Origin of the sequence: Streptomyces sp. NPDC051677, from assembly GCF_044453465.1 — a bacterium.
Lineage (GTDB): Bacteria > Actinomycetota > Actinomycetes > Streptomycetales > Streptomycetaceae > Streptomyces.
This window is the reverse complement of sequence record NZ_JBITCT010000009.1, coordinates 79106-101633: the sequence shown is the minus strand read 5'-3', so window position 1 is coordinate 101633 and position 22528 is coordinate 79106. Positions and strand designations below refer to the sequence as shown.

The 22528-nt window shown below is 71.6% G+C and carries 12 protein-coding genes; 8 read left to right on the top strand and 4 right to left on the bottom strand.

The window, feature by feature from the left end:
- Nucleotides 1–57: 57 nt before the first annotated feature.
- On the top strand, nt 58–1587 hold the full coding sequence (locus ACIBAF_RS13040; RefSeq protein WP_399463245.1) for an NCS1 family nucleobase:cation symporter-1: 1530 nt from the start codon (nt 58–60) through the stop codon (nt 1585–1587).
- A 64-nt stretch (nt 1588–1651) separates the two neighbouring features.
- Here ACIBAF_RS13040 and ACIBAF_RS13035 read toward each other — a convergent pair whose 3' ends face one another.
- On the bottom strand, nt 1652–2320 hold the full coding sequence (locus tag ACIBAF_RS13035; protein WP_399463244.1) for a hypothetical protein: 669 nt from the start codon (nt 2318–2320) through the stop codon (nt 1652–1654).
- Between the two features lie 274 nt (nt 2321–2594).
- Between ACIBAF_RS13035 and ACIBAF_RS13030 the strand changes: the two genes are divergently transcribed.
- The 4 genes from ACIBAF_RS13030 (at nt 2595) to ACIBAF_RS13015 (ending at nt 7989) form a co-directional block, all read left to right on the top strand.
- A complete protein-coding gene (locus ACIBAF_RS13030) occupies nt 2595–4421 on the top strand; it encodes a gamma-glutamyltransferase family protein (RefSeq protein ID WP_399463243.1) in 1827 nt (608 codons plus the stop codon).
- Between the two features lie 85 nt (nt 4422–4506).
- Entirely contained in the window at nt 4507–5364 is an 858-nt protein-coding gene (locus ACIBAF_RS13025; RefSeq protein ID WP_399463242.1) for an inositol monophosphatase family protein, read from the top strand.
- Nucleotides 5365–6032: 668 nt separating this feature from the next.
- A complete protein-coding gene (locus ACIBAF_RS13020) occupies nt 6033–7445 on the top strand; it encodes a phytoene desaturase family protein (RefSeq protein WP_399463373.1) in 1413 nt (470 codons plus the stop codon).
- Nucleotides 7446–7479: 34 nt separating this feature from the next.
- Nucleotides 7480–7989, top strand: coding sequence for an O-acetyl-ADP-ribose deacetylase (locus tag ACIBAF_RS13015; RefSeq protein ID WP_399463241.1), 510 nt, complete (start codon nt 7480–7482; stop codon nt 7987–7989).
- Nucleotides 7990–8055: 66 nt separating this feature from the next.
- Here ACIBAF_RS13015 and ACIBAF_RS13010 read toward each other — a convergent pair whose 3' ends face one another.
- The 3 genes from ACIBAF_RS13010 to ACIBAF_RS13000 form a co-directional block, all read right to left on the bottom strand.
- On the bottom strand, nt 8056–9066 hold the full coding sequence (locus ACIBAF_RS13010; protein ID WP_399463240.1) for a DUF1648 domain-containing protein: 1011 nt from the start codon (nt 9064–9066) through the stop codon (nt 8056–8058).
- Nucleotides 9063–9410, bottom strand: a complete 348-nt coding sequence (locus ACIBAF_RS13005) for a GntR family transcriptional regulator (protein ID WP_399316516.1) — start codon at nt 9408–9410, stop codon at nt 9063–9065. Before ACIBAF_RS13005 ends, ACIBAF_RS13010 begins: the two co-directional genes overlap by 4 nt.
- Nucleotides 9411–9603: 193 nt before the next feature.
- Nucleotides 9604–11538 carry a M1 family aminopeptidase gene (locus tag ACIBAF_RS13000; RefSeq protein WP_399463239.1) on the bottom strand — a complete coding sequence of 645 codons (1935 nt, stop codon included), beginning with the start codon at nt 11536–11538 and terminating at the stop codon, nt 9604–9606.
- A 522-nt stretch (nt 11539–12060) separates the two neighbouring features.
- On the opposite strand from ACIBAF_RS13000, the gene ACIBAF_RS12995 reads away from it, so the two are divergent.
- The 3 genes from ACIBAF_RS12995 to lpdA all read left to right on the top strand — a co-directional run bounded on the left by ACIBAF_RS12995 (nt 12061) and on the right by lpdA (nt 21920).
- Nucleotides 12061–16233, top strand: a complete 4173-nt coding sequence (locus ACIBAF_RS12995) for a molybdopterin-dependent oxidoreductase (RefSeq protein ID WP_399463372.1) — start codon at nt 12061–12063, stop codon at nt 16231–16233.
- A gap of 214 nt (nt 16234–16447) precedes the next feature.
- Nucleotides 16448–20377: a glycoside hydrolase family 2 TIM barrel-domain containing protein gene (locus tag ACIBAF_RS12990; RefSeq protein ID WP_399463371.1), complete on the top strand. Its 3930-nt coding sequence runs from the start codon at nt 16448–16450 to the stop codon at nt 20375–20377.
- A gap of 130 nt (nt 20378–20507) precedes the next feature.
- Complete coding sequence (lpdA, locus tag ACIBAF_RS12985) at nt 20508–21920, top strand: dihydrolipoyl dehydrogenase (protein WP_399463238.1); 1413 nt, start codon at nt 20508–20510, stop codon at nt 21918–21920.
- Nucleotides 21921–22528 lie beyond the last annotated feature (608 nt).

Genomic DNA, 22528 nt, shown 5'->3' with positions numbered 1-22528 from the left:
GGGCCGGAGACCCCGCACGGCCTTTCCGGATCCGCCCCTCGTTTGATTGGCCTGCCCATGACCGACACCGCTCCCACAGCCATACCGCCGACCTCCCAAGTCACCCTCGCCGACGGCCGGGTGGAGATCGCCCCTGGTTCGCCGCTGCCCAGCGGCCCCTACGCCAACGAGGACCTGCTTCCGGTCCCCGTGGAGAAGCGCACCTGGACCACGTACAACTTCTCCGCGCTGTGGGTCGGCATGGCCCACAACACGGCGTCGTGGACGCTCGCTTCCGGTCTGATCGCCGTCGGCATGGACTGGAAGCAGGCGGTGTTCACCATCGCGCTGGCCAACCTCATCGTGCTGGTCCCGATGCTGCTCACCGGCCACGCGGGACCGAAGTACGGCATCCCCTTCCCGGTCTTCGCCCGCGCCTCCTTCGGCATCCGCGGCGCCAACCTCCCCGCTGTCGTACGGGCGTTGGTGGCGTGCGGCTGGTTCGGCATCCAGACCTGGATCGGCGGCGAGGCGATCTACTTCCTCGCCGGGAAACTGATCGGCAACGGCTGGAGCGACGCCGGGAAGATCGGCGGCTACGCCTGGACGATGTGGCTGTCCTTCGCGATCTTCTGGGCGATCCAGGTCGCGATCATCTACCGGGGCATGGAGACGATCCGCCGTTTCGAGAACTGGGCCGCGCCCTTCGTCCTCGTCGGCGCGCTGGTGATGCTGATCTGGATGAGCAACAAAGCAGGCGGTTTCGGCCCGTTGCTGGACCAGCCCTCCAAGCTCGGCTGGGGCGGCGACTTCTGGAAACTCTTCTGGCCGTCCCTGATGGGCATGATCGGTTTCTGGTCGACGCTGTCGCTGAACATCCCGGACTTCACCCGCTACGGAAAGTCGCAGAAGGCACAGACATGGGGCCAGGCCCTCGGCCTTCCCACGACCATGACGCTCTTCGCACTGCTGTCGGTCATGGTCACCTCCGGATCCCAGGCCGTCTACGGCGAGACGATCTGGGACCCGGTACAGCTCGCCGCGAAGACGGACAACGTCTTCGGGCTGCTGTTCGCGCTGGTGACCGTGCTGGTGGCGACCCTGTCCGTGAACATCGCGGCCAACCTGGTCTCGCCGGCCTTCGACTTCTCCAACATCGCGCCCAGGAAGATCAGTTTCCGTACCGGCGCCCTCGCCACCTGCGTCCTCGGCGTGCTGATCTTCCCGTGGAAGCTGTACTCCGACCCGCAGGGCTACATCTTCACCTGGCTCGGTCTGGTCGGCGGTCTGCTGGGCACGGTCGCCGGCATCCTCATCGCCGACTACTGGATCCTGCGCCGCGGCAAGCTCGACCTGACCGACCTGTACCGCACCGGCGGCCGCTACTGGTACGACGCCGGCTGGAACTGGCGGGCCGTGGCGGCCTTCGCGGCCGGCGGCGTCCTCGCGATCGGCGGCGCCAGCTTCAAGCCCCTGTTCGACGGGCGGCCCGTCCCGGCGCTGGAATCCCTCGCCGACTACGGCTGGGCGGTCGGGCTCGCCACCTCGATGCTGCTGTACCTGGCGCTGATGCTGGCGCGCGGACGGCAGGAGGACCACACCGCCTGACGGTCGGTGACACGGGACCGGCCGAAGGAGCTGAGCTGCCCCTTCGGCCGGCCCGCGTTCGAGGTCAGCTCTTCGTGCCGCTCTGCAGGGCGGCCACCGCTTCCTTCGCGGCCTTGATCGCACCCGTGTTGATCTCGTCCGTACTGGGCGCCTTCTTCGTCTCGAAGTCGCTGCCGTTGTAGTTGACGACCACCAGCGCGTTGGACACCTGGGCGATGACGACGCCCTCCCGGGTCTGCTGTTTGTCCTCCGTCGTGAGGTTCACCACGGAGTAGCCCGCGTTGCCGAGCCCCGGGACGGCCCCGCCGCCGCTCTTCTCCCCGAGACGCGCCTTGTACGAACTCTGTGCCGCTTCGTCCGACTCCATGATCTCGAAGGAGATGTCGAGCCACCGGTAGTCGTAGCCCTTGAGCGCGTTCCAGGAACAGGTGCGGCGCAGGTCGGCGTCCGTCGACGGGATCTCCTTGCCCGCCGTCTTGGCGCCGGGAACAAGCGAGGCGACCGTTTTCGCGGCCACGCTGGTGCAGGGGGCGGGCGCCGCGGCGTATGTCTTGGACACGGCGGCGGCGGAAGGGTCGGACGCCTTCTGGGACTGGGTGTTCTGCGTGTCCTTGCTCGCCGTGTCCTGTGTTTCGGTGAGCGGGCCGGACGTCAGCGCCCAGCCCGCGCAGGCCAGCACGGCCACCGGGGACAGGCGCGCGGTGAGGGCGAGCGGCAGTGGGAGAGAGCGCACGGCGCACTTTCGTGGGGGACGGTGCGGACGACAGTCCGCGATGCGGACGAAGACGCCAGTGTCACACGACTCCCTGTGGGGCGGAAGCGAAAACTCGCTCCGTGGCGGCGCGGTGACGAAGGGGCCCGGCCTTACCGGGACATCACTGCTCTTCACGGGGCATAGCGGCGGTGCGGACACCCGGAGGGGAGCACGGGTTCGAGTGATCGCGACACGGCACGACGGGCGCGTGCGTACGATCACGAGACCGGCCGTCGTGAGTTGAGGAGCCCTCGTGTTCACCACCCGACCCACCCTTCAGGGCACGTTCGGCATGGTGTCCTCCACCCACTGGCTGGCCTCCCAGTCGGCGATGGCCGTCCTGGAGGACGGCGGCAACGCCTACGACGCCGCCGTCGCCGGCGCCTTCGTCCTGCACGTCGTCGAACCGCACCTCAACGGCCCCGCCGGCGAGGTGCCGATCCTGCTCGCCCCGGCGGGCGGCGAGGTGCGGGTGCTGTGCGGTCAGGGGGTGGCGCCCGCGGGCGCGACGGTCGCGCACTACCGGGGGCTGGGCCTGGACCTCGTCCCCGGCACCGGACCCCTCGCCGCCGCCGTGCCCGGCGCGTTCGACGCCTGGATGCTCCTCCTGCGCGACCACGGCACCAAGTCCCTCGCCGACGTGCTGAAGTACGCCATCGGGTACGCCGAGCACGGCCACGCGCCCGTGGAGAAGGTCGGCGCGACCGTTGAGACCGTCCGAGAACTGTTCGAGACGGAGTGGACCTCCTCGGCCGAGGTGTACCTGCCCGGCGGGCGGTCGCCGCGGACCGGCGAGCTGCTGCGCAACCCCGCCCTCGCCGCCACCTGGAAGCGGCTGCTCGCCGAGACCGCCGGGGCCGGTGACCGCCAGGCGCGGATCGAGGCCGCGCGGGAGGTGTGGCGGACCGGGTTCGTCGCCGAGGCGCTGGTACGGCAGGCCGCCCGGCCCACTCTGGACACCAGCGGCGAGCGCCACACCGGCACGCTCACCGCCGCCGACCTCGCCGGCTGGTCCGCGACCTACGAGACGCCGGCGACGTACGACTGGAACGGCTGGACGGTGTGCAAGGCCGGCCCCTGGAGCCAGGGGCCGGCCCTCCTCCAGCAGCTCGCCCTGCTCCCGCCCGAGCTGCCCGCCTACGGCCGCGCCGACTACGTCCATCTTCTGATCGAGGGCTGCAAGCTCGCCATGGCCGACCGCGAGGCCTGGTACGGCGACGCGGCCGAGGTCCCGCTCGGCGAGCTCCTCGACGCCGGCTACAACGCGGAACGGCGACGGCTGATCGGCGACAAGGCGTCGTACGAGCTGCGGCCCGGCAGCCCCGGCGGGCGCACCCCGCGGCTGAGCGCGCACGCGCACGTGGTCAACGGCGACGACCCCGCCTTCGACCCGATGGGCGCGGGCGAGCCGACGGTCGCCAAGGGACCGGCCTCGCCGGTGCCCGGCGAGCCGGAGGTGACCGGTGACGGGCTCACCCGGGGCGACACCTGCCACCTCGACGTCGTCGACCGCTGGGGCAACATGGTCGCCGCCACGCCCAGCGGCGGCTGGCTGCAGTCCAACCCGGTCGTGCCCGAACTGGGCTTCCCGCTCGGCACCCGGCTGCAGATGACCTGGCTGGAAGAGGGCCTGCCGAACTCGCTGACGCCGGGCCGCCGCCCCCGCACCACCCTCACCCCCTCGATCGCGTTGCGCGACGGGACGCCGGTGCTGGCGTTCGGCACGCCCGGCGGCGACCAGCAGGACCAGTGGCAGCTGCACTTCTTCCTGGCCGTCGCCCTCCGCGCGCGGGTGCGCGGCTCCCTCGACCTCCAGGGGGCCATCGACGCCCCGAACTGGCACAACGACGCCTTCCCCGGTTCCTTCTACCCGCGCGGCATGCGGCCGGGCAGCGTCACCGTGGAGTCGCGCATGCCGGCGGAGGTGGTGGAGGAGTTGCGGCGGCGCGGCCATGACGTCACCGTCGGCGACCCGTGGTCCGAGGGGCGGCTGTGCGCGGTGGCCCGCGACCCGCAGACCGGGATTCTGCTCGCCGCTGCGAACCCGCGCGGGATGCAGGGGTACGCGGTGGGCCGCTGACCCACGCCCCGCTTCTTCATCCCGATTCCACCCGGTGTGCACCGGCGGGGCGGGGATTGTCAGTGGGGCGTGCTCTCATGGAGGCATGATCGAAGACACGGAAACCATCGACGAGTTTCTCGCCCGCCACTCGGCCGACGTCGAGGAGGCGGTCCGCAAGGCCGCCGCGGCCGAGATCATGCCCCGCTTCCGGCAGCTCGCGGCGCACGAGATCGACCAGAAGAGCGGTCCGCACGACCTGGTGACGGATGCCGACCGCAACGCCGAGCTGCTCCTCACCGAGGCCCTCGGCGCCCTCCTGCCCGGCTCGGTGGTCGTCGGCGAGGAGGCGGTGCACGCCAACCCGGCGACCTATGAGGCGATACAGGGCGACGCGCCGGTCTGGATCGTCGACCCTGTCGACGGGACCCGGCAGTTCGTGCGCGGCGAAGACGGCTTCTGCACCCTGGTCGCCCTCGCCCGGCACGGCGTGCTGCTCGCCTCCTGGACATACGCTCCGGCCCGCGACCAACTGGCCACGGCCGTCCGCGGCGGCGGCGCCTTCCTGGACGGCGAGCGCCTCTTCGCCGGCCCGCCCGAGGCCGGCCGCGACCTGAGGGTGGCCACGTCCCACCCCGACTACACGACCGACGACCAGAAGCGCGCCCTGCTGTCGCTGTGGACGGACGGGGTCGCACCGCGCGCGTGCGGATCGGCCGGCCTGGAGTATCTCGCCATAGCCCGGGGCCAGTTGGACGCCACGGCCTTCTCCTGGGAGGCGGCCTGGGACCACGCGGCCGGACTGCTGCTGGTCGAGGAGGCGGGCGGCGCCCACCTCACCCTCACCGGCGAGCCGTTCCGCATCACCGGCGGCAACGCCCTGCCCTTCACAGCGGCCAGGGACGCGACGACGGCCCGCCGCGTCTCGGCCCTCCTCGCGGGCGCCGAACTGCAGACACGCTGAGGCAGGCGCGGAGAGCCGGCCTCCGCGACGGAGGGGCTTCGGCGACGGGGGCGCAGCGACGGGGTCTCTGCGGCGGGGCTTCGGCGGCGGGCTCAGTGACGGGGCTTCGGCGGCGCGCTCTGTGACGGGGTCTGTGTGACGGGGGCTTCGGCGGCAAGGCTCAGTGACGGGGTCTGTGTGACGGGGGCTTCGGCGGCAAGGCTCAGTGACGGGGTCTCTGTGACGGGGCTTCGGCGGCGCGCTCAGTGACGGGGGCTTCGGCGGGGCGCTCTGTGGCGGGGCGCTTGGGCGGCTTCGGCGGGGCGCTCTGTGACGGGGGGTTCTGTGGCGGGGCGCTTGGGCGGCCTCGGCCTCGGTGGCGCGGTCTCTCTGACGGGGGCTGGCTTTGGCGACGGGGGCTCGGTGACGGCGAAGTTTCGGTGACGGGATCTCGGGGGGACGTGGCCGCGACGGGGTGGGCGCTCCCTGTGGCGCGCCCCCGGTGATGCGGCGGCGGCTGCCCTGCTCAGGTGTGGAGCTGCCCTGGGAGGTTGCGGGGCCGCTCCTGTGATCCTGATGCTTCCAGGGGCCCCGTGCCGCGGGTGTTGTCGTACCACCGGCATATCCTGAGTTCGGGGGCCGCCGGTCTACGGAGGCCACCGGCTGACGAAGGGGTCGAAGTGCCGTCGATGCTCGATGCGGTCGTGGTGGGAGCGGGGCCCAACGGGCTGACCGCGGCGGTGGAGCTGGCCAGGCGCGGCTTCTCCGTGGCGCTGTTCGAGGCGCGGGGCACCGTGGGCGGGGGAGCCCGCACCGAGGAGCTCACCCTGCCGGGCTTCCACCACGATCCCTGCTCCGCCGCACACCCCCTGGGCATCAACTCGCCCGCCTTCCGCGCCCTGCCCCTGGAGCGCTACGGCCTCGAGTGGCTGCACGCCGAACTGCCCATGGCGCACCCCTTCCCCGACGGCAGCGCCGCGGTGCTGTCGAGGTCGGTCGCCGAGACGGCCGCCTCGTTCGGGCCACGCGACGCGGGCGCGTACCGCCGTCTGGTCGCGCCCTTCCTGCCCAAGTGGGACACCCTGGCCCGCGATTTCATGTCGCTGCCGCTGACCGCGCTCCCGCGTGACCCGGTCACCCTGGCCCGTTTCGGCCTGGTCGGCCTGCCGCCGTCCTCCTGGCTCACCCGCCGCTTCCGTGACGAGCCCGCCAAGACCCTCTTCGCCGGTCTCGTCGCCCATGTCATGGCCCCGCTGAACGGCTTCGCCACCGGCGCCATCGGCCTGGTCTTCGCCCTCGCCGCGCACGCCCGCGGCTGGCCGGTGGCCCGCGGCGGCTCCCAGTCCATCTCGGACGCGCTCGCCGCCTACCTACAGGACCTCGGCGGCAGCATCCACACCGACTACGAGGTCAAGCGCCTCGACGACCTGCCCCCGGCCCGCGCCTACGTCTTCGACACCTCGCCCACCGCCCTCGCCCGCATCGCCGGCTTCGGCAACCACTACCAGGGCTACCGGTACGGGCCGGCCGCCTTCAAGATCGACTACGCGCTCGACGGCCCGGTCCCGTGGACCGCGAAGGAGGCGCGCACCGCCGGCACCGTGCAGATCGGCGCGGACAGCGCGGAGATCGGCGCCGCCCTGCGCGCCCCCTCCCGGGAGGGCCGCGCGCCCGACCGGCCCTTCATGATCACGGTGCAGCCCAGCGTCGTCGACCCGACCCGCGCCCCGGCCGGCAAGCACGTCTTCTGGGCGTACGGCCATGTCCCCAACGGTTGGACCGGAGACCTCACCGACGCGATGGAACGCCAACTGGAGCGCTTCGCCCCGGGGTTCCGCGACCGAGTCCTCGCCCGCGCCATCGCGGGCCCGGCCGAACTCGCCGTCCGCAACGCGAACTACGTCGGCGGAGACATCGCCTCCGGCGCGGCTTCCGGCCTCCAGTTGCTGCTGCGCCCCAAGCTGACCGCGTTCCCGTACGCCACCCCGCACCCGGCCGTCTTCATCTGCTCCTCGGCCACCCCGCCCGGCCCGGGCGTGCACGGCATGTCGGGCCACAACGCGGCGAAGGCCGTGTGGCGGAGGCTGCGGCAACAAAGATGAACAGCGGGCGGTCCCCGTTGGTATACACACAGGCATGACCACGATCACGCTCGTCCAGGGCGACATCACCCGGCAGTCCGTGGACGCCATCGTCAACGCGGCCAACTCCTCCCTGCTCGGCGGCGGTGGCGTCGACGGCGCCATCCACCGCCGGGGCGGCCCCGCGATCCTCGACGACTGCCGCCGCCTGCGCGCCTCCCACTACGGCAAAGGGCTGCCCACGGGCCGAGCCGTCGCCACGACCGCGGGCGAACTGGACGCACGCTGGGTGATCCACACCGTCGGCCCCGTGCACAGCACGACCGAGGACCGGTCGGAGCTGCTTGCCTCCTGCTACCGGGAGTCGCTGCGGGTCGCGGACGAGCTCGGCGCCCGAACCGTCGCCTTCCCGGCGGTCTCCGCGGGCGTCTACGGCTGGCCGATGGACGACGCCGCCCGGATCGCGGTGGAGACGGTCCGGGCCACGGAGACGAACGTCGAGAAGGTCACGTTCGTCCTCTTCGACGAGCGCGCCTACGACGCGTTCGCCCGGCATGTCCGATGACGCGTCAGGTGACGTGCCGGGAGGCGCTCACGCCGGCGGAGGCGCTGCGCCGCGGGGACTGCATGTTCATGTGCCGCTTCGGCGAGAGGCGCGCAGCGAGTTCAGAAGGGCGGCTCCGCGTTCGGCGTCGTCCACGCTCACGGCGAACTCCCTGCCCTTCGAGGGGTGGATGACCAGGCATTCGCCGCCGCGCAGCATCACGGTGGTTCCCCGTCCGCTCAGCCGGTAGCCCCAGCCGCCCACCTGCCAGGGCGTGCGGCGCTCGACGTGCGCCGACTCGACGTCCTCGGCGGCCCAGTGCCGCGTGGGCCAGCCGAGCGGGCCGAAGGACACGTCAAGACCCTGCTCGCTGACCCGTGCCCGAACCGAGGCACAGCCGAGGATCAGCACGGAGCCGAGGGCCGACGCCGCGGCCGCCGACAGGGACGGACGGCCCGTCAGGCCGGCGAGCGCCGCCACGACGACGCCGATCGCGAGCAGCCCGGTCAGGGCGGCGAGCGCATGAAGCCAGGAGTTCGATGCGCGGGCGAGCCATACGACCCGCTGCCCGGGGGGAATCTCCAGGGTCGGGCCGCCCGCCGCGGGCCGGGGCGCGCCGAACGCCCGGCGCTCGGCCAGCAGGCCGGCCGCGCCCACCGCGGCCGCCACGACGAGCGTGGCCACGACCCCGCCCGTCACCGATCCCGCCTGACGCCAGTCCGTGCGGTCCAGATTCGCCCGTACGATCGACGCCTGCGCGCCGAGCAGCGTCACACCGCCGGACCCGAGACCCGCGACCGCCCACCCCGACACCCCGCCACCTGCCCCTGCTTCTGGACCCGCCTCTGCCCCCGCCCGGCGCATCGCGAGCACGACGACGGACGCCAGCACACTCCAGATCAGCCCGGGGAACAGCGCCGCGGCCCAGAACGGCATGGAGCTGTCGGGCCTGGCCGAGCCGACGCTCCAGTGGGTCGCCAGCCGGTCCGGGAGCCGGCCCCTCGCGGCCCACGGCAGTGCTGCCAACAGGGCCAGGACGCCGAGGCCCCAGCCGACGGCGCCCCACACGGCTCCGTTCCTGCGCGTCTGGTCCGTCACGAGATCCCCCTGATCATGTCGACGAGGTCGTCCGTGCCGTAGCCGAGGTGCGCCGCGTCGGTCACCAGGTCGCGTACGCGGTCCAGCAGGACGGAGCGCCGGTCCGCCCCGTCGGCCACCGTCACGCCCCGGCCTCGCCGGAACTCCAGCACGCCTTCGTCGCGCAGCGCTCGAAGCCCCCGTAGAACCGTGTTGACGTTGACATCCAGGGCCTGGGAAAGGTCCCGGGCCGGGGGGAGGCGGTCTCCCGGCCCGCACTCGCCTTCGGCGATGGCGCGCCGGATCGCGCCCGCCACCTGCTCGTGCAGGGGACGACCGTCCGCGGTGTTCAGTCTCAACAGCATGGTGCTATTGAAGATAGCACCAACGGCTTGAAGAGAGACGCCCCGCCAGGGTCACCTCTGCTGAGTCGGTAGTTCACCCCGCCTCCTGCACCGGTGACGAGGCAGCGGGGCAGGAGCGGCCCCTCGCCCGGTTCCACGGGTGACGCGGCGGCGGCGTCACCCGTGGAACCGGGGGGCGGCGGACCGTGCCGGATCAGCCGTCGATGCGGTGGGCGGTCCAGAACGACGTCAGATCCGTGGTCGTGGCGGCCTGGGCCGCCGCCTTGAACTCGGCCGTGGTCGAGACGCCGTACCAGTGCGAAGTGGCGTACGCCTTCAGCAGGTTGGCCATGGCGGTGTCGCCGATGAGCCGTCGCAGGTCGTGCAGGGCGCACTTGCCGTACCCGTAGACGACGGTGGAGTACCGGGAGGAGTGGGCGTCCCAGTAGGCCATCGAGTTGGTGATCTTCTCCGCGGACGAGGCCCACGAGACGCTGCTCCAGCAGCCGCTGCCGGTCTTGCCCAGCGCCAGGTCGGTGGCGTAGTCGGTGAACGACTCGTCCAGCCACGGGCTGTTGTACTCGTCGTCGCCGACGATGCCGTACCACCACTGGTGGCCGATCTCATGGGTCAGCGCCGTGGTGCTCACCAGGTCGAGGACGAACCCGGGGTACTCCATGCCGCCGAACCAGAAGTTGTTGTCGATGACGGCGTCCAACTCGCCGTACGGATAGGCACCGAAGCGGGCGGCGTGGGCGTCCACGGCGGACTTGGCGGTGGTGAGCATCGACTGGGCGTTGGCCGAGCTGATGCCGGAGACGGAGTAGACGTTGATCGGGGTTCCGGCGGTCGAGGTGCCGGAGATCTTGCTGAACGGGCCCGCCGCCCACGCGAAGTCACGCACCTTGGAAGCGGTTGCCGTGGTGATGGTGCGCCCGCTGGAGCCGGCGGCGTCGACCGAGGCGCCGGTGGCCGGGACCAGCAGCGCGGTCGGGTGGTCGAGGGTCACCTTGAAGTCGGCGGCCAGGGAGTAGAAGGACTCGCCGTTGTTCGTGTACGGGTCCAGGTGCCAGCCCGCCCCGTCCTTCACCGCCAGCACGGGCAGCGCGTTGCCGATGAAGCTGAACGACCCGTCGTGGCCGAACCGGTCGGCGCCGCTGGGCACGGTGATGCCCAGGTCGAAGCCGATCGTGGCGCTCTGCCCCTGGGCGAGGGGCGTGGCGAGGGTGATCGGGAGGGCCGTGCAGCCGACGGAGAGGGCGCCCGCGGTGCCGCCGGTGACGTTGCTGACCGCGATCGGCATCGAGGTGCAGGTGCCGTGGTAGTTGTCCCACAGCCGCAGGTACACCTCGCTCAGCGCGGTGGCGGAGGCGTTGGTGAAGGTCGCGCTCTCGTGACCGGTCCAGACCGTCCCGTCCGTGTTGCTGGTGAGGTTGACGGTGTACGAGGGTGCGGCCGGGGTGCGTGTGGAGTCGGCGGGCGGCGGTGCGGTGTCGCCGGAGGTGTTGAGCGCGATGTCGTCGAGGACGAAGCTCGACTGGAGGCTGGAGTCCTCGGTTCCGGTGAAGGCGAGGCTCACGGTCTGGCCCGCGAAGGCCGACACGTCGAACGACTTCTGGACGTAGCCGGTGTTCTTGTCGAGATTCGAGTACGTGGCCAGGGTCGTCGTGCCGATCTTCGCCGTCAGCTTGTCGTACGCGGTGGACGAGGTCGTCTCGGCCGTGTCGATGTGCAGCCAGAAGGTGAGCGTGGCGGCGGTGCACCCGGACGGGATCGTGACGCTCTGCGAGAGCGTGTCGGTGTGCGTGCTGCCGACTCCGTCCAGCCAGGCGAAGGCGGAGCCGCCGTGCGCCGACTGACCGGTGCGGCTGGTGATCACACCGGTCGAGGACTGGGTCCACGCCGAGGCGCCGCTCTCGAAGTCGCCGCCCGCGACCACCTGGGCGGGGGTGCAGGCGGCAGCCGCAGCGGCGGTCCGCGCCGCCTGTGCTGCCGGCTGCGCATGGGGTGCCTGCTGTGCCCGGTGTGCCTGCGGTGCCTGCGGTGCCTGTGGCGCGGCTGCCACGGGTGTGGCGGGGAGCGAGACGGCGGCCAGCGCGGCGAGGACGAGTGCGCTCGCGGCGACGGCCTTGCGGGGGGTGGGTCTCACACATGGCTCCTTTGCGGCGGCCGGGTTTCCGGCCTGCTCGGTGGCTGTCCCTGACGGCGTGGGTGTGCCGGAGGGCGGTGCGCGACGGCTGGCGGAAGCCTGACAGATTTGACGCGGCCATGCCATCAGGGATTGGCAAAGCCCCCTCACCTCACCGGACGGACCGAAACGCCTCCGCCCCCAACCCGCCCCACGATCCCTGCCGCACAGCCCGAACCCCGCTCTTGCGGCAACCCAGGACACCCCGTCCATCACCCCGGTAACCTGCTCTACTGCGGGCCGGGGGCTGCCCGCTCACACTCGCCCGCCCTTCGCTGTGCGCCGGGCTTAACTCCCGGTGGCCGGTCCGGGAGACACCTGTGTAATGCACGGTTCGTACCGTCGCAGAGGCTTGCAGAGACTCTCACCAGGCCGATCGTCAGAAGGAAAGGGGCGCCCGTGGCCGCGTTGGACCCGCGGACCGACAGCGCGTCGGAGACGAAGGTGCGCACGGTCTGCTCGTACTGCGGGGTCGGCTGCGGCATGGTCCTGGACATCGGCTTCGGACCGGACGGACGGCGTACGGTCCTGAAGGCGTCCGGCGACAAGGAGCACCCCGCGAACCTCGGCCGGCTGTGCACCAAGGGCGCGACCACCGCCGACATGCTCGCCGCTCCCGGCCGGCTGACGACCGCCCTCGTCCGCTCGGACCGCGGTGAGGAACCGGAACCCGCCCCCGTGGACGCGGCCGTCGCCGAGACGGCGCGGCGGCTGCGGGCCGTCGTCGACGAGCACGGCCCCGACGCGGTCGCCCTCTACGTCTCCGGTCAGATGAGCCTCGAAGCGCAGTACCTGGCCAACAAGCTGGTGAAGGGCTACCTCCGCACCAACCAGATCGAGTCCAACTCCCGGCTGTGCATGGCAAGCGCCGGAACCGGTTACAAGCTGTCTCTGGGCGCCGACGGCCCGCCCGGCTCCTACGAGGACCTCGACAAGGCGGACGTCTTCCTCGTCATCGGCTCCAACATGGCCGACTGCCACCCGGTCCTGTTCCTACGGATGATGGACCGGGTGAAGGCGGGCGCGAAACTGATCGTCGTCGACCCGCGCCGCACCGCCACCGCGGCGAAGGCCGACCTGTTCCTCCAGGTCAAGCCGGGTACCGACCTGGCCCTCCTCAACGGCCTGCTCCACCTCCTGCACGAGAACGGCCACACCGACCCCGCCTTCGTCGCCGCGTACACCGAGGGCTGGGAGGCGATGCCGGAGTTCCTCGCCGACTACCCGCCCGCGACCGTCGCGGAGATCACCGGCATCCCGGAGGCCGACCTCCGCGAGGCCGCCCGGCTGATCGGGGAGGCGGAGGAGTGGACCAGCTGCTGGACCATGGGCCTCAACCAGTCCACGCACGGCACCTGGAACACCAACGCGCTCATCAACCTCCACCTCGCCACCGGCGCGATCTGCCGCCCGGGCAGCGGGCCCTTCTCCCTCACCGGCCAGCCCAACGCCATGGGCGGCCGGGAAATGGGGTACATGGGCCCGGGGCTCCCCGGCCAGCGCTCCGTCCTCGTCGACGCCGACCGCGCCTTCGTCGAGGAGCTGTGGGGGCTCGAACCGGGGGCCATCCGGGCCGACGGCGTCGGCAAGGGCACCGTCGAGATGTTCCGGAAAATGGCCGACGGCGAGATCAAGGCCTGCTGGATCATCTGCACCAACCCGGTCGCCTCCGTCGCCAACCGCAGGACGGTCATCGAGGGGCTGGAGGCCGCCGAGTTCGTCGTCGCCCAGGACGTGTTCGCCGACACCGAGACCAACGCGTACGCCGACGTCGTCCTGCCCGCCGCGCTGTGGACCGAGACCGAGGGCGTCCTCATCAACAGCGAGCGCAACCTCACCCTCGCCCGGCCCGCCGCCGACCCGCCAGGCGAGGCCATGGCCGACTGGCAGCTCATCGCGGCCGTCGCCCGCGCGATGGGTTACGAGAGCGGTTTCGCCTACGACAGCGCCGAGCAGGTCTTCGAGGAGATCAAGCGCGCCCACAACCCGGCAACCGGTTACGACCTGCGCGGAGTGACATACGACCGGCTGCGCGCCACCCCCGTGCAGTGGCCGGCCGCCACCGCCGACGGCCCCGACCGCAATCCGATCCGGTACGTGAACGACGACGGCTCGCTCACCTTTCCCACGGCTTCCGGCCGCGCCGTCTTCCACCCGCGTCCGCACGTCCCGCCCGCCGAGATGCCGGACGACGACTATCCGTTCGTCCTGAACACCGGACGCCTCCAGCACCAGTGGCACACCCTGACGAAGACCGCGAAGGTGGCCAAGCTCAACAAGCTCAACCCCGGCCCGTTCGTCGAGGTGCACCCCGAGGACGCGGCCGCGCTCGGCGTGGCCGACGGCGACTCCGTCGAGGTCGCCTCGCGGCGCGGGCGGGCCGTGCTGCCGGCCGTCGTCACCGACCGCGTCCTGCCCGGCTCCTGCTTCGCGCCGTTCCACTGGAACGACCTGTTCGGCGAGTACCTCAGCGTCAACGCGGTCACCAGCGACGCCGTCGACCCGCTCTCCTTCCAACCCGAGCTGAAGGTGTGCGCGGTCTCGCTGACCAAGGTTTCGACACCGGTTACCGTGCAGGTACCGGCCACGGACACCCCGGCCGCCGGGACGCGTGCCATGGCCGGACCGGTCACGGGAACTCCGCTGACGGAAACCCCCGCCCTCGGGGCCTCCGCGCCCGCGCCCGTCCTCGTGCCGACCGCCGTCCAGCCCTCCGCGGCCGCCGTCTTCGGCCTGGACCCCGCCCCGCCGCCGGTCCTGACCGAACGCGAACGGCAGTACCTCGTCGGTTTCCTCGCCGGCATCCCGGCCGGCGCCCCCGGCGTCCCCGTCCTGCCGCCGGACGCGCCCTTCAGCGCCGAGCACGCCCTGTGGGTCAACGGCACCCTCGCCGGCATGTACTCCCGCACCGCCGCCGCGCCCCCGGAATCCCCGGCGCGCCAGGTCGTGATCCTCTGGGCCTCCCAGACCGGCAACGCCGAGGACTTCGCCGCCGCCACCGCCGCCCGGCTCACCGAGGGCGGCCACCCGGCCTCCCTCGTCGCGATGGACGAGGCCGACCCCGCCACCCTGCCGGCCGCCGCCGACCTGCTGCTGATCACCAGTACCTTCGGCGACGGCGACGCCCCCGACAACGGCGCCGGCTTCTGGGACGGCCTCGCCGCGCTGGACACCGGCCGTCTCGAAGGCCGTCGCTACGCCGTCCTCGCCTTCGGGGACTCCTCGTACGACGACTTCTGCGGACACGGCCGGCGCCTGGACCACCGTATGGACGAGCTCGGCGCGGTCCGGCTGGCCCCGCGCACGGACTGCGAACCGGACTACGAGACGGAGGCGGAGGCCTGGCTGGACCAGGTGGTCACCGCGCTCAAGGCGGCCACGGAGTTCCTGCCCGCGCCCCCCGTCGACACCCCGCCCGCCTCCCCGGCCGTCGCGCCCGCTCCCGCTCCCGCGCCCGCCCCGGCCCTCGGCCCTGCCTCGGCGTCCCCCGCCGTCGCCGCCAAGCCCGCGCCCGCCGGGCCCGCCCGCTCCCGGCGGCCCGTCCCCGTCACCGCCCGCCTCACCGGCAACCGGTTGCTCAGCCTGCCGGGTTCCGGCAAGGAGGTCCGGCGCTTCACCTTCGACACCCGCGACAGCGAGACCCCCCTCGTCTACGAGGCCGGCGACGCCCTCGGCGTACGCCCTCTCAACTCCCCCGACCTGGTGGCGGAGTGGCTGACCGTCACCGGCCTCGACGCGCACGCGCCCGTCGTCGTCAACGGTTTCGGTGAGGTCGCCCTCGGCGAGGCCCTGCTGCGCCACCTGGACATCACCCGGATCACCCCGGCCCTGCTCCGCTTCGCCGCCGACCGCACCCGAGACCCGCGCGAGCTGCGGAAACTGCTGCGCCCCGACAACAAGGACGAGCTGGCGAAGTGGTCCTGGGGCCGCCAAGCCGTCGACGTGGCGGCCGAGTTGGGCCTGCGCGCCGACGCCCAGGAATGGGCCGAGGTGCTCGGACGGCTGCAGCCGCGGCTGTACTCCATCTCGTCCAGCCCGCTGACCGACCCCCACCTTGTGTCGCTCACCGTGTCCGTCGTGCGGTACGAGAACCTGGCCGGGCGCCCCCGACAGGGCGTGTGCTCGCCGTTCCTCGCCGACGCCGAACCCGGCACCGAGGTCCCGGTCCATGTGCAGCGCTCGCCGCACTTCCGCCCGCCTGCCGACCCGGCGACCCCGATGGTGATGGTCGGGCCGGGAACCGGTGTGGCGCCCTTCGTCGGGTTCCTCGAGGAGCGCCGGGCACGCGGACACCGGGCGCCCAACTGGCTGTTCTTCGGAGAGCAGCGCCGGGCGACGGACTTCTACTACGCGGACGAGCTGAGAGCCATGCGGGCCGACGGCGCCCTCGCCCGCCTGGACACCGCCTTCTCCCGCGACCAGCGCGCCAAGGTCTACGTCCAGGACCGGATCCGCGAGCACGGCTCCCACCTGTGGTCCTGGCTCCAGGACGGCGCCCACTTCTACGTCTGCGGGGACGCCTCCCGCATGGCCAAGGACGTGGACCGGGCCCTGCGCGACGTGGCCGTCGTCCACGGCGGCATGAGCGAGGAGGAGGCGGCGGCCCATGTGAAACAACTCGCCGCCGACAAGCGGTACGTGCGGGACGTTTACTGAGCCGATTACTGACTCGCTTACTGAGACGTCTGCTGACGGGAGTCACCAAAAGAGCCCGTGGGAAACGTGGGCACCAAGTGGCGTCGCGCCGAAGAGAGTTGATATTCAGCCATCACGGCGAAGCTATGTTCGTTTTATCAACAGGAGTGGACAAGATCTGACGCACCCTCCGTCCGTGCACAGCCGCACGGTCGCCTCGAGGAAGGTCGTGGTCATGTCGCACCCGAACGTGTCGTCCATGGACCGGCCGGACCGCCCCCAGCGGGTGGAGCCGGGTCATTCCCAGCGGCCGGTCGTCAGCCGCCGTCGTCTGCTCGAAGGGTCTGCCGCCGTCCTCGGCGCGCTCGCCCTGTCCGCACCGTCCACCGGGCACCGGGCCGTCGCCGCGGACGGCACGCCGGAATGGAACGGTTCCATCGACGTCTTCCGGCTCGGCGCCGAAGCCCCGCACACCACCCTCATGCCGTACGCGGACCTCGGCCAGGCCCTCGCCGCCGACCGCACCCGCTCCCCGTACCGGCTGAGCCTGGACGGCGTCTGGAAGTTCGCGCACGCCGACCGCCCCGACGACCGAGACGCCGACTTCCACCGCACCGATCTCGACGACAGGGGCTGGGACACCATCCCCGTCCCCTCCGCCTGGCAGTTGCACGGTTACGACCGACCGATCTACGTCAACATCACCTACCCGTGGTGGGGCCCCAACGGCCTGGGCGAGGAGGCGCAGCCGCCGCGCGCCCCCACCCGCTACAACCCCGTCGGCCAGTACCGTCGCACCTTCACGGTCCCGCGCGGCTGGGCGGGACGGCGGACGTTCCTGCACTTCGAGGGGGTCAAGTCCGCCCACTACGTATGGATCAACGGCGAGTTGGTCGGTTACCACGAGGATTCCTACGACCCCGCCGAGTACGACATCACCCCGCACCTCAAGCCGGGCGCCAACCAGATCGCCGTGGAGGTCTACCGCTACTCCGACGGCGACTGGCTGGAGGACCAGGACATGATCCGGCTGAGCGGCATCTTCCGCTCGGTCTACCTGTACTCCACGCCGGCCGTGCACCTGCGCGACTTCAGGCTGGACACCCCGCTGAGCGACGACTACAAGGCGGCCGAGCTGTCGGTCACCGCCAGTGTGCGGGACTACGGCGGAAAGAGCGCGGGCCGGTACTCCGTCGAGACCCAGCTGTACGACGCGCACGGGCATCCGGTGTGGTCCAGGCCGCTCCAGCAGGCCGTCGCGCTCGGCGCCGGCCAGGAGACGACGGTGCAGGCGGCCAAGGCGGTGCCGAGGCCGCGTCTGTGGTCGGCCGAACACCCGAACCTCTACACCGCCGTGCTCCGCCTGCGCGATCCCGCGGGAAAGGTGATCGAAACCGTTTCCCATCGGGTCGGCCTGCGCGAGTTCGCGCTCAAGGACGGGCTGATGCGCATCAACGGCAAGCCGGTTTCCTTCCGGGGCGCCAACCGGCACGAGATGCACCCGACGCGCGGCTCGGCCCTCACCCGCGCGGACCTGGTCCAGGACATCGGGATCATCAAGCGGCTGAACATCAACACCGTGCGCACCTCGCACTACCCCAACAACCCGCTCTGGCTGGAGCTCGCCGACGAGTACGGCCTCTACCTCGTGGACGAGACCAACCTGGAGACCCACGGCATCCGGGGCGAGTACCCCGGCAACCACGCCGAGTGGACCAGGGCGTGCGTGGCCCGCGCCCAGAGCATGGTGCACCGCGACAAGAACCACGCCTCGGTCGTCATCTGGTCCCTCGGCAACGAGGCCGGCGGCGGCAGCACGTTCACCGCCATGCACGACTGGATCCGTTCCTACGACACCACCCGCGTCATCCAGTACGAGGGCGACGACCGCCCGGGGATCAGCGACATCCGCTCCGAGATGTACGACAGTCCCGCCCGCGTCGAGGCCCGGGCGAGGGACACCGCCGACACCCGGCCGTACGTGATGATCGAGTACTCCCACGCGATGGGCAACTCCAGCGGAAACTTCAAGAAGTACTGGGATCTCGTCCGCCGTCACGACGTGCTGCAGGGCGGCTGGATCTGGGACTTCGTCGACCAGGCCCTCGACTGGCCGACCCCGACCCGCAAGCTGTTCTCCGAGGCCGGGCCCGCCGCGCTGCGCGGTGAGCTCATCGCCCCCAGCGGCGCCTTCACCCGTGACCGGGGCGTGTCCGGTGGAACCGTTTTCGCCCGCGACGCGCGCCTCGACCTCACCGGCTCGCTCACGCTGGAGGCCTGGTTCACCCCGCACACAACCGGTTACCACCAGCCCATCCTCGCCAAGGGCGACACCCAGTACGCCCTGAAACAGACCGACAGGACGCTGGAGTTCTTCATCTACGGCAGCGGTCAGTGGGTCACCGCGAGCTGGGCGCTGCCGGACGACTGGACCGGCCGCGAACACCACGTCGCGGGCGTCTTCGACGCGGGTTCCGGCACCCTGACCCTCCATGTCGACGGCACGGTCCGGGCGACCCGGACCACCACGGTGCGCCCCGCCGTCAACACCGCCCCGCTGTCTCTGGCCACCGACGTCGACAACCCGACCCGCGAGTTCAGCGGCATCGTCCGCCGGGCCCGGGTGTACGCCCGGGCGCTGAGCGCCGCCGAACTGGCCTCCGCCGGCCGCGGCCCCGGCGACGACGGCGTACGGTTCTGGTTCGACGCGGCCACCGTCCGCCTCACCGAGAAACGGCCCCGCGAGAAGACGTTCCGCGCCTACGGCGGCGACTGGGGCGACAACCCCAACGACGGAGCCTTCTGCGGCGACGGCATCATCACTGCCGACCGCGGACTCACCGGCAAGTCCGCGGAGGTCAAGCGGATCTACCAGGCCGTCAACGCCGCGCCGGCCGCCGGGAGCCGACTCGTTCCCGGAGCGGCGGTCACCCTCACCAACGAGTACCTCTTCACCAACCTCCGTGAGTTCGACGGACGGTGGGAACTCGTCGCCGACGGCAGAGTGCTGCAACGCGGAAAGCTGAGCCACGCGCAGCTGGACGTGGCTCCGCTGTCGAGCAAGGACGTCACCGTGCCCTTCAAGGCGCCGGGCGACCCGGCGCCGGGCGCGGAGTACTTCCTGCACCTGTCCTTCACCACCAAGGAGACGACGAAGTGGGCGAAGGCCGGCTTCGAGGTGGCTCGGCAGCAACTCGTCGTCGACGCGGGCAGCCCCGCCGTCACCCCCGTGTCTCTGGGCCGCGTCCCCGCACTCAGCCATCAGGACGGCGACGGGTCGGTCACCGTCACGGGCAAGACCTTCTCCGTCACCGTCGACAAGAAGACCGGCGTCATCACCTCCTACCGGGCCGACGGCGCGCAGCTGATCTCCTCCGGGCCGGTCCCGAACTTCTGGCGTGCCCCCACTGACAACGACCGGGGAAACGGTCAGCACACCCGCAACCAGACCTGGCGCGACGCCGGCGCACGCCGCAAGGTGACCGACGTGAACGTGCGGGCGGTGCGCGACCGAGCCGTAGTGATCAAGGTCTCCGGCACGCTGCCCACGACGACGGAATCGACGTACACCACCACCTACACCGTTTTCGGAAACGGTGAGATCAAGGTCGACAACACCCTGCACCCGGGCGCGGCCTCGCTGCCGTACATCCCGGAGGTCGGCACGCTGCTGTACCTCCCCGCCCGCCTGGAGAAACTGCGTTACTACGGCCGCGGCCCCGAGGAGAACCACTGGGACCGCAACGACGCCACCGACGTGGGCCTGTACTCCGGCACCGTCACCGGGCAGTGGACCTCCTACCTGCGTCCGCAGGAGAACGGCAACAAGACCGACGTCCGGTGGGTCGCCCTCACGGACGGCGACGGCAACGGCCTGCTCGTCTGCGGTGAGCCGCTCCTGGAGGTCAACGCCTCGCACTTCACACCCGAGGACCTGTCGGTCGGCGCCCGCCACGACTACCAGCTCACACCCCGCAAGGAGGTCGTACTCCGCCTGAACCACCGGCAGATGGGCATCGGCGGCGACAACAGCTGGGGCGCGCACACCCACGACGAGTACAAGCTGTTCGCCGACCGCGACTACGCGTACACCTACCGACTGCGGCCGTTGACCGACGTCGACGAGGCGACGAGCGCCTCGCGCAGGCCCACCGCCGAGGAGTAGCCCCAGGTCCGTCGGCGCCGTTTCCCCGCCCGTGTGACCCCCTCCACGGATGATCTTTGTGGCGGCGGGCGGGGAAGAGCGGAACAATTCCCACGGAACGGGAAACGGAATCGACGGAAGAGGAACCCCCATGCCCGAGCAGGACGAACGCTTCGACGTCGTGGTCCTCGGCGCCGGTCCCGGCGGCTACGTCGCCGCGGTCCGCGCCGCCCAGCTGGGCAAGCGCGTCGCGGTGGTCGAGGAGAAGTACTGGGGCGGCGTCTGCCTCAACGTGGGCTGCATCCCCACCAAGGCCCTCCTGCGCAACGCAGAGCTCGCGCACATCTTCACCCACGACGCGAAGACCTTCGGCATCAAGGTCGACGGGCAGGTCTCCTTCGACTACGGCGAGGCGTACCGCCGCAGCCGCAAGGTCGCCGACGGCCGGGTCAAGGGCGTCCACTACCTGATGAAGAAGAACAAGATCACCGAACTCGACGGCCGCGGCGCTTTCGTCGACGACCACACCCTCCGGGTAACCGGTTACGACGGCGAGATCCGCACCATCGGCTTCGACCACTGCATCATCGCCACCGGCGCGACCCCCAAGCTGCTGCCCGGCACGAAGCGCACCGCGCGGGTGGTGACGTACGAGGAGCAGATCCTCGCCGAGGACCTGCCGCAGTCGATCGTCATCGCGGGCGCCGGCGCCATCGGCATCGAGTTCGCCTACGTGCTGCACAACTACGGCGTGAAGGTGACGATCGTCGAGTTCCTGGACCGCGTCGCCCCGCTGGAGGACGCCGAGGTCTCCGCCGAACTGGCCAAGCAGTACCGCAGGCTGGGCATCGACGTGCTCACCTCGACCCGGGTGGAGTCGATCGACGAGTCCGGTCCGCAGGTGCGCGTCACCGTCACCGGCAAGGACGGCGCCCAGCAGGTCCTGGAGGCCGACAAGGTCCTCCAGGCGATCGGCTTCGCGCCCAACGTCACCGGTTACGGCCTGGAGAACACCGGCGTGAAGGTCACCGAGCGCGGCGCGATCGACGTCGACGGCCGCTGCCGCACCTCCGTCCCGCACATCTACGCCATCGGCGACGTCACCGCGAAGCTCATGCTCGCGCACGCCGCCGAGGCGATGGGCGTCATCGCCGCCGAGACCCTCGCCGACGCGGAGACCATGGAGCTGGACTACGCGATGATCCCGCGGGCCACCTTCTGCCAGCCCCAGGTCGCCAGCTTCGGCTACACCGAGGAGCAAGCTCGGGAGAGGGGGTACGACGTCAAGGTGGCGAAGTTCCCGTTCACCGCCAACGGCAAGTCCCACGGCCTCGGCGACACCACCGGCTTCGTCAAGCTCATCAGCGACGCCAAGTACGGCGAACTGATCGGCGGCCACCTCATCGGCCCCGACGTCACCGAACTCCTCCCCGAACTCACCCTGGCCCAGCAGTGGGACCTCACCGTCCACGAGGTCGCCCGCAACGTCCACGCCCACCCCACCCTCAGCGAGGCCGTCAAGGAGGCGGTGCACGGCCTGGCCGGGCACATGATCAACATGTAGCTCCCGCGCACCGCACCCGGCGGGGCCGTTCACCCGAACGGTCCCGCTGCGCTCGCCGCCGACGTACGTCCGGGATGTGCTGGCATCCACCGGACCGGACCCCGACCCGGACCAACGCGGGGCGGTCCGGCCTGGACCACACCGGACCGCCCCGACGGCGAGGGAGCCCGCCATGCCGGACGGCAACGCCCCGGACACCGACCCTCCGGAGAGCCGCCCTCCGAGCAGCAACTCTCCCACCGCCGACCCTCCGGAGAGCCGCTCTCCGGGCAGCAACTCTCCCACCGCCGGCCCTCCGGAGAGCCGCCCTCCGGGCAGCGGCCCTCCCGGCGCCGACCCCTCGGATGACGACCCTGCGGGCAGCAGCCCTCCCAGCGTCGGCCCCTCGGACGCCGACCCTGCGGGGGGCCGCTCTCCGGGCAGCAGCTCTCCCGGTGCCGGCCCTTCGGACTCCGGGTCTGCGGGGAGCCGCTCTCCGGGCAGCGGCCCTCCCGGCGCTGGCCCCTCGGATGGCGACCCTGCGGGGGGCCGCTCTCCGGGCAGCAGCTCTCCCGGTGCCGGCCCTTCGGACTCCGGGTCTGCGGGGAGCCGCTCTCCGGGCAGCGGCC